The 8,300-nt window shown below is 67.8% G+C and carries 9 protein-coding genes; 5 read left to right on the top strand and 4 right to left on the bottom strand.

Translation table 11 applies throughout. From position 1 onward, the window contains the following. Both QM582_RS15650 and QM582_RS15645 read right to left on the bottom strand, forming a co-directional pair. Positions 1 to 757: DUF1648 domain-containing protein (locus QM582_RS15650; RefSeq protein ID WP_415085926.1), on the bottom strand; the 757-nt coding region annotated here is incomplete at its 3' end. After that, the gene (locus QM582_RS15645) at positions 757 to 1,098 is read right to left on the bottom strand and encodes a PadR family transcriptional regulator (RefSeq protein ID WP_415085925.1); all 342 of its coding nucleotides are present in this window, start codon (positions 1,096 to 1,098) and stop codon (positions 757 to 759) included. The genes QM582_RS15645 and QM582_RS15650, both read right to left, overlap by 1 nt. Before the next feature lie 567 nt (positions 1,099 to 1,665). Between QM582_RS15645 and nrdH the strand changes: the two genes are divergently transcribed. The 5 genes from nrdH to QM582_RS15620 all read left to right on the top strand — a co-directional run bounded on the left by nrdH (position 1,666) and on the right by QM582_RS15620 (position 6,948). Continuing rightward, positions 1,666 to 1,905, top strand: coding sequence for a glutaredoxin-like protein NrdH (gene nrdH / locus QM582_RS15640; protein WP_415085923.1), 240 nt, complete (start codon positions 1,666 to 1,668; stop codon positions 1,903 to 1,905). Between the two features lie 137 nt (positions 1,906 to 2,042). Beyond that, positions 2,043 to 2,462: a class Ib ribonucleoside-diphosphate reductase assembly flavoprotein NrdI gene (gene nrdI / locus QM582_RS15635; protein ID WP_415085921.1), complete on the top strand. Its 420-nt coding sequence runs from the start codon at positions 2,043 to 2,045 to the stop codon at positions 2,460 to 2,462. Then, complete coding sequence (gene nrdE, locus QM582_RS15630; RefSeq protein ID WP_415085919.1) at positions 2,429 to 4,585, top strand: class 1b ribonucleoside-diphosphate reductase subunit alpha; 2,157 nt, start codon at positions 2,429 to 2,431, stop codon at positions 4,583 to 4,585. The genes nrdI and nrdE overlap by 34 nt, the downstream gene beginning before the upstream one ends. A gap of 100 nt (positions 4,586 to 4,685) precedes the next feature. Then, complete coding sequence (nrdF, locus tag QM582_RS15625; RefSeq protein ID WP_415085917.1) at positions 4,686 to 5,660, top strand: class 1b ribonucleoside-diphosphate reductase subunit beta; 975 nt, start codon at positions 4,686 to 4,688, stop codon at positions 5,658 to 5,660. A gap of 469 nt (positions 5,661 to 6,129) precedes the next feature. Continuing rightward, positions 6,130 to 6,948: an HAD hydrolase family protein gene (locus QM582_RS15620; RefSeq protein ID WP_415085915.1), complete on the top strand. Its 819-nt coding sequence runs from the start codon at positions 6,130 to 6,132 to the stop codon at positions 6,946 to 6,948. A gap of 11 nt (positions 6,949 to 6,959) precedes the next feature. On the opposite strand, the gene QM582_RS15615 is transcribed toward QM582_RS15620, so the two are convergent. Both QM582_RS15615 and QM582_RS15610 read right to left on the bottom strand, forming a co-directional pair. After that, positions 6,960 to 8,066, bottom strand: a complete 1,107-nt coding sequence (locus tag QM582_RS15615; protein WP_415085928.1) for a pyridoxal phosphate-dependent aminotransferase — start codon at positions 8,064 to 8,066, stop codon at positions 6,960 to 6,962. Positions 8,067 to 8,115: 49 nt separating this feature from the next. Then, the coding region (locus QM582_RS15610) for a hypothetical protein (protein ID WP_415085913.1) at positions 8,116 to 8,300 on the bottom strand (185 nt) is incomplete at its 5' end.

The raw sequence follows: 8,300 nt of genomic DNA, 5'->3' as shown, positions 1-8,300 counted from the left end.
GCGCCGCGAGCATGGCGGGCGTCAGCCAGGCGCCGCCACGCGTCGGACGGGCAACGGTCACCCCGGCACCCAGGGTGGCCAGCAGCGTCGCGCCGGCCAGTGCACCGGCCCGGGCCGGCCCTGAGCGATCACTGCCCGCCGCCCAGCCGGCCAGCGCGGCGGCACCGGCCGCCAGCGCGCTGTCGGTCACCGCGGCCCGCCGCTTGGACACCCATCGATCCGGACGCCCGGCGACGTCCCAATGCGCCGCCAGCCGGTCCGGCAGCGTCCGGCCGCGGACCAGGTAGTGCAGCCCGACCGCGCCGGCAAGCGCGATCGGCACCCCGGCGGCCAGCCGGAAGGCGGCGTCCGGGGTGGAGCTGAACGGGACCGCTTCGGCGTCGGGCTCGATCAAGCCGAGCCGGACGGCGACGGCGCCGGCATTGAGGTCCCAGCCCAGCCCGACCGCGCGCGGCAGGAACAGCCGAGGATCGCCGGGCCGCCACCAGGTCTGGGCGATCCGGGTCAGCAACCCGTCGGGCCGCAGCCCGGACAGCCACCGCCGCCCTGCCCCACCGTCGCCTGCCGGCAGCCCGGCGAGCAGCTCCTCGACCTCGGCCGCCGTGGCGCCGGCGTCCAGCCGCTCCAGCAGATGGGCGGTCAGCTCCTCCCGAAGGCCCGGCCGCAACCCGCGAGGGACGGTGGCGACGGCGGCGTCCAGAAGCCTGTGCGCGGTCACCCTGGCCTCCGGCCCGAGTTCCTCGATCGATCGAATCATCAGCCAACTCCCTTCAGGATGTCATCCAACGCGGCGGCCACCGTTGCGAACTCGCGGCTCATCGCGGCGAGCCGGCGGCGTCCGGAATCGGTCAGCGCGTAGTACTTGCGGGGCGGCCCGACCGGCGATTCCTGCCAGCTCGCGCTCACCCATCCGGCCTTGGCCAGCCGGGCCAGCAACGGGTAGACGGTGCCCGCGCTGAGCGCCAGCCCGGGTCGCTCGGCCAGTTCGTCGACCAGGCTGGAGCCGTACCGCGGCTGCCGGGCGAGCAGGCCCAGCACGGCCAGCTCCAGCACCCCCTTGCGCAGCTGGGACCCCCACGACCCCGGATCGTTCCGCATCAGGACATTGTATAACCAGGTACCTTGCATAACAAGCAACCGGAGCCGGAGGGCTCCTCGCGGACGCCCCGACCGGGACACGCCGGGGACACGCCGACGACACGCCGGGCGACTCGGAACCGTCCGTCCGGTGACGTAGAGTCGGCCCGCGATCGCCCCTCCATCCGGCCTCCGGAGGAGTGGGCACGTGGGAGCCCGGCAGGAATCCCGGGACAACTCGCGAAGGAGAGTTGCGTGACCAACACCCGGCAGCGGCAGCGCACCGAGCGCCACCGCACGGCCCCGATCGAAGGGCCTCCGTCCTCGGCCTGACCTGCCTCCGGCCCACCTTCCTTCCCCAACCCCGCACCGCTCAGCCGCGGTGTCGATCGTCGTCGCCGTCCGGCGTCCGACGACTCCGCGACACCCGGCCGAGTGCGCTGAAGCCTGCCCACACACCGGCGCCACGAAACGCTGAACACAACATCTAGTGGTCCTTGCACGCCGCGGCCCATATGTGTAGTGTCCGTGACTGACACCGATGGAACTACACCGATGTAACCCGAATCTCCGGAAGGACCCGCAGCCATGACGATCACCGTCTACAGCAAGCCCTCCTGCGTGCAGTGCACCGCCACGTACCGCGCGCTCGACCGGGCCGGCCTTTCCTACGACGTGGTCGACCTCTCCGCGGACGAGCGGGCCCTGGCCCAGGTGCTCGAGCTCGGGTACCAGCAGGCTCCGGTGGTGTTCGCCGACGACGAGCACTGGGCCGGTTTCCGTCCCGACAAGATCAAGGCGACCGCGGCCCGCGTCCAGGCGGCCTGAACCCGACGACGAACGGACCCGGGGTTGCCCAGCAGCCGCGAACGACGCAGCATGGAGCGACAGCCGCGTCCCCCGGGTCGCCACGACCGACTCGATCGGCCCACCATCCACCGCAGTCCAGCCGAACGGAGAGATCCATGGTGCACGTCGTGTACTTCTCCTCCGTCTCGGAGAACACCCACCGCTTCGTCGCCAAGCTCGGTTTCGAAGCCCAGCGCATCCCGCTGCGCGCCACCGATCCGCAGCTGCGGGTCGACCGTCCCTTCGTCCTGATCCTGCCCACCTACGGGGGCGGTAACGGCGAGGGGGCGGTGCCCAAGCAGGTCATCCGCTTCCTCAACGACCCGGCGAACCGGGTCTGGCTGCGGGGCGTCATCTCTGCCGGCAACACCAACTTCGGCGCGGCCTACTGCATCGCCGGCGACATCGTGGCGCGCAAATGCGACGTGCCGCACCTGTACCAGTTCGAACTCATGGGGACGCCCGACGACGTCGAGGCGGTCCGCGAAGGGCTCATCTCACTATGGCAACCACTGTGCTCACCGACACCGGCCTAGAGGCCGTGTCCTCCGAGGTCGATTACCACGCGCTGAACGCGCTGCTGAACCTGTACGACGCGGACGGGAACATCCAGTTCGAGGCCGACCGCAAGGCCGCGCACCAGTACTTCCTGCAGCACGTCAACACCAATACGGTCTTCTTCCATTCGTTGAAGGAGAAGCTCGACTATCTGGTGGAGCACGGCTACTACGAGCAGCAGGTGCTCGACCTCTACGACTTCGAGTTCGTGAAGGCGCTGTTCAAGCGCGCCTATGCGGTGAAGTTCCGCTTCCCGACCTTCATGGGGGCGTTCAAGTACTACACGTCGTACACGCTGAAGACCTTCGACGGCTCGCGCTACCTGGAGCGTTTCGAAGACCGCGTGTGCATGGTGGCGCTCACCCTGGCCGCCGGCGATCGCCGGATGGCCGAGCACCTGACCGACGAGATCATGGCCGGACGGTTCCAGCCGGCCACCCCGACCTTCCTGAACGCCGGCAAGGCGCAGCGCGGCGAACTGGTCTCCTGCTTCCTGCTGCGGGTCGAGGACAATATGGAGTCGATCGCCCGGGCGATCAACTCCTCGCTGCAGCTGTCCAAGCGCGGCGGTGGGGTGGCGTTGTCGCTGACCAACATTCGCGAGGCCGGGGCGCCGATCAAGAAGATCCAGAACCAGTCCTCGGGCGTGATTCCGGTGATGAAGCTGCTGGAGGACTCGTTCTCCTACGCCAATCAGCTGGGCGCCCGACAGGGTGCCGGCGCGGTGTACCTGAACGCCCACCACCCCGACATCATGCGGTTCCTCGACACCAAGCGGGAGAACGCCGACGAGAAGATCCGGATCAAGACGCTGTCGCTGGGCGTGGTGATTCCCGACATCACCTTCCAACTGGCCCGCGACAACGAGGACATGTACCTGTTCAGCCCCTACGACATCGAGCGGGTCTACGGGGTGCCGTTCACCGAGATCTCGATCACCGAGAAGTACCGGGAACTGGTCGACGACCGCCGCATCACCAAGTCGAAGATGAACGCCCGGAAGTTCTTCCAGACCCTGGCCGAGATCCAGTTCGAATCGGGCTACCCGTACATCGTCTTCGAGGACACGGTGAACCGGGCCAACCCGATCGACGGCCGGATCACCATGAGCAATCTGTGCTCGGAGATCCTGCAGGTGTCGACGGCGTCCAGCTACAACGAGGATCTCTCCTTCGCCGAGACCGGCAAGGACATCTCCTGCAACCTGGGGTCGCTGAACATCGCCAAGGCGATGGACTCGCCGCACTTCGGGGTCACCGTGGAGACCGCGATCCGGGCATTGACCGCGGTGTCGGATCAGTCGAACATCGCCTGCGCGCCGAGCATCGAGCGCGGCAACGCGATGAGCCACGCGATCGGCCTGGGCGCGATGAACCTGCACGGCTACCTGGCCCGGGAGTCCATCCACTACGGCTCGGACGAGGGCCTGGACTTCACCAATATGTACTTCTACACGGTGACCTTCCACGCCATCGCGGCATCCTGCCGGATCGCCCGGGAACGCGGCCAGACCTTCGACGGGTTCGAGCGTTCCACGTACGCCTCGGGTGAGTACTTCGTCCGCTACATCGAGGGCGACTGGACGCCGCGCACCGAGAAAGTCGCCGGGTTGTTCGCCGACGCCGGGATCGCGCTGCCCACCCCGGACGACTGGCGCGCGCTGGCCGCCGAGGTGGCCGAATACGGCATGTACAACCAGAACCTGCAGGCCATTCCGCCGACCGGTTCGATCAGCTACATCAACCATTCGACGTCCTCGATCCACCCGATCGTGTCCAAGATCGAGATCCGCAAAGAGGGCAAGATCGGACGGGTCTACTACCCGGCGCCGTTCATGACCAACGACAACCTGGAGTACTACCGGGACGCCTACGAGATCGGCCCTGAGGCGATCATCGACACCTACGCCGAGGCGACCAAGCATGTCGATCAGGGGCTGTCGCTGACCCTGTTCTTCCCCGACAACGTCACCACCCGCGACCTCAACCGGGCCCAGATCTACGCCTGGAAGAAGGGCATCAAGACGCTGTACTACATCCGGCTGCGGCAGCTCGCCCTGGAGGGCACCGAGGTCGAGGGCTGCGTCAGCTGCGCGCTGTGAACCACCGGGGACGGTTCCTTTCCGGTTCAGGGGGCACTTCCTCGAACCGAAAAGGAACCGTCCCCGAACCATCCACCAACCGTCCCATCAAGGAACACCGATGACTCAGAAACTGACCCTGCTGCGTGGCGTCCAGGCGATCAACTGGAACCGCATCGAGGACGACAAGGACCTTGAGGTCTGGGACCGGCTGACCGGCAACTTCTGGCTGCCCGAGAAGGTGCCGCTGAGCAACGACATCCCGTCGTGGCGGACGCTGAAGCCGCACGAGCAGCTGATGACCACCCGGGTGTTCACCGGGCTGACCATGCTGGACACCATCCAGGGCACGGTCGGCGCGGTCTCGCTGATCCCGGACGCCCGGACGCCGCACGAGGAGGCGGTGTACACCAACATCGCGTTCATGGAGTCGGTGCACGCCAAGAGCTACTCGTCCATCTTCTCCACGCTGATCTCCACCGCCGAGATCGACGACGCGTTCCGCTGGAGCGAGGAGAACGAGAACCTGCAGCGCAAGGCGCAGATCGTGCTCGACTTCTACTACGGCGACGATCCGGAGAAGCGCAAGGTCGCCTCGACCATGCTGGAGTCGTTCCTGTTCTACTCCGGCTTCTATGCCCCGATGTACTGGTCCAGCCACGCCAAGCTGACCAACACCGCCGACCTGATCCGGCTGATCATCCGCGACGAGGCGGTGCACGGCTACTACATCGGCTACAAATTCCAGCAGGCCCTCAAGGACGCCGACCAGGCCCGCCGCGACGAGCTGAAGGACTACACCTTCGAGCTGCTCTACGAGCTGTACGACAACGAGGAGTCCTACACCGAAGACCTCTACGACCCGCTCGGCCTGACCGAGGACGTCAAGATGTTCCTGCGCTACAACGCCAACAAGGCGCTGATGAACCTCGGCTACGAGCCGCTGTTCCCCAAGCAGGCCACCGCGGTGTCTCCGGCGATCCTGGCGGCGCTGTCACCCAACGCCGACGAGAACCACGACTTCTTCTCCGGCTCCGGCTCGTCCTACGTGATGGGCAAAGCGGTGAACACCGAGGACTCCGACTGGGACTTCTGAGCCCCCCACGCTCGCTCGCTGGACGTACGGCGCAAGGTCACGCTCGCTCGCTGGACGTACGGCGCAAGGTGCGGGCCGCGGATCGCCCGTCGGGTGCGCCGCAGCCGGGACATGCTCGATCAGCGCTCGCCTAACTATTTGGGGCTCGCCGAGTTCGGCGAGCCCCAAATAGTTAGGCGAGCGGTGAGGGTAGCCGGGCCCGACCCGGTCTGCCGGCACCCTCACCCGCGGATCCTGCGGCCCTGCCTCACGAGAACTGCCCAACCGGCTCGGCCCAACCTCACCAGCACCGCCGCCCAACCGGCTCCGCCCGACCTTGCGAGCACTGGCTTCGCTGGTTCTGCCGTCCCGCAGGAGGCAGGGCAGAGCCAGTCGGGCAGCGCGGTGGCAGGGAGCGATTGTGGCCGCGGCGGCGGTGGGCGTAGACTCCTTTTTAGTTGAAACGTCTAATTTCAGGAGTGCTTCGCCCGTGGGCAGGTTGGTGTTCATCGACTTCGACGGAACCCTCGCCGATCGGGGGGTGATCCCACCGGCACACATCGAGGCCGTCCACGCCGCACAGCACCGCGGCCACCGCATCATGCTCTGCACCGGACGCCCCCGCGCGCTGGTCAGCGACCAGAACCGGGCGATCTTCGACGGCCTGGTCGGTGCCGCCGGCGGCTACGTCGAACTCGACGGGCAGGTGCTCTCCGACCGGCGGTTCTCCCCCGAGCTCGGCGCCCGGGTGGTCGGACTGCTGGACGCCCACAACGTCGCCTACATCCTGGAGGCGCCCGAAGGCGTCTACGCGCGGGCCGGATCGCCGGAGCGGATCTCGGCCCTGCTGCAGGTGGAACTCGGCGAGGCGGAGACCGGACGGACCGGGCACGACATCACCAGCACCGTCCAGGTGGTCGACGATCCGGGGTCCATCGCATTCAGCAAGGTCACCTGCTTCGACTCCAACATCCCGATCGCCCAACTCGCCGCCCAGCTGAGCCCCGAGGTCGGGCTGGTGCCGAGCTCGATGGCCGCGCTGGGTGACCGGGCCGGCGAACTGTACCTGGCGGATGTCAACAAGTCGGTCGGCATGGCGGTGGTCGCCGAGCACTACGGCGTGGATCGCTCGCAGTTGATCGCGATCGGCGACGGCTTCAACGACCTGGAGATGCTGCAGTACGCCGATACCGCGGTGGCGATCGCCGGATCGCCCGAGTCGGTGCTGGCGCTGGCGGACTTCGTGGTGCCGCCTCCCGCCGAGGCCGGCCTGGTCGAGGGGTTCGCCCGACTCGGGCTGACCGCCTGATTCGTCCCGGTTCAGTTCGGACCGATGGTGCGCAACCGGCGCACCGCCTCGTCCAGCACCTCGTCACGCTTGCAGAACGCGAATCGCACCAGGTGCCGGGCGCCCGCCGGGTCGTCGTAGAAGACCTGCATCGGGACCGCGACCACACCGCAGAGCTCAGGCAGTTCTCGGCACAGCTGGTAGCCGTCGTCGAAGCCGAGGCTGCGGGCGTCGGCGACCACGAAGTAGGTGCCGGACGGCCGGAACGTGGCGATGCCGGCGGCGCCGAGCCCGCCGATCAGGCGATCCCGTTTGGTCTGCAGCGCCATCCGGAAGTCGTCGAAATAGCTGTCCGGCAACCGCAACGCGTCGGCCACCGCGGGCTGGAACGGCGCTCCGTTGACGTAGGTGAGGAACTGCTTGGCTGCCCGGACGGCCGCCACCAGTTCGGCCGGGCCGGTGGCCCAGCCGATCTTCCAGCCGGTGGCGGAGAACGTCTTGCCGGCCGACGACAAGGTGATGGTGCGCTCGGCCATGCCCGGCAAGGTGGACAGCGGAAGGTGCGGGACGCCGTCGAAGGTGAGGTGCTCGTACACCTCGTCGGTGACCACGATCAGGTCGTGGCGCACAGCCAGTTCGGCGATGAAGGCGAGGTCGTCGCGGCCCAGCACCATCCCGGTGGGGTTGTGCGGGGAGTTCAGCAGAATCAGCCGGGTGCGCGGACCGACCGCGGCCGCCATCGCCTCGCGCGGCAGGGCGAAGTCGGGCGGTTCCAGGCGGACCGGACGGCGCACTCCCCCGGCCAAGGCGATCGTGGCGGCATAGGAGTCGTAGTAGGGCTCCAGCAGCACCACTTCGTCACCGGGTTCGAGCAGCCCGAGCATGGCGGCGGCGATGCCTTCGGTGGCACCGGCGGTGACCAGGACCTGGCTGTCCGGGTCGAGATCGATCCCGTACCAGCGCTGCTGGTGTTCGGTGATCGCGTTGCGCAGATCCGGGTCGCCGATCCCGGGCGGATATTGGTTGACGCCTTCGGCGATCGCGCGCCGGGCCCGCTCCAGCATGCTGGGTGGTCCGTCGAAATCGGGAAAGCCTTGACCCAGATTCACCGCGCCGGTACGAGCCGCCAATGCCGACATCTCGGCGAAGATGGTGGAGGTGAATCCAGCCAACGCCCGGTTGAGAGGTTCACGACGCACGGCCACAGCGTAGTACCCGTGCCCGTCTGTGCAGATCTCTTTTGCTTCGGGGCCGACCGCGATCCGCCGCGGTGAGCCAATAGCCAGGCCCGTCGGCGTCGGCGTCGGCGTCGGCGTCGGCGTCGGCGTCGGCGTCGGCGTCGGCGTCGGCGTCGGCGTCGGCGTCGGCGTCGG

The organism is Micropruina sp., from assembly GCF_047607385.1.
GTDB lineage: Bacteria > Actinomycetota > Actinomycetes > Propionibacteriales > Propionibacteriaceae > Micropruina.
This window is presented reverse-complemented; position numbering and strand designations above follow the sequence as displayed.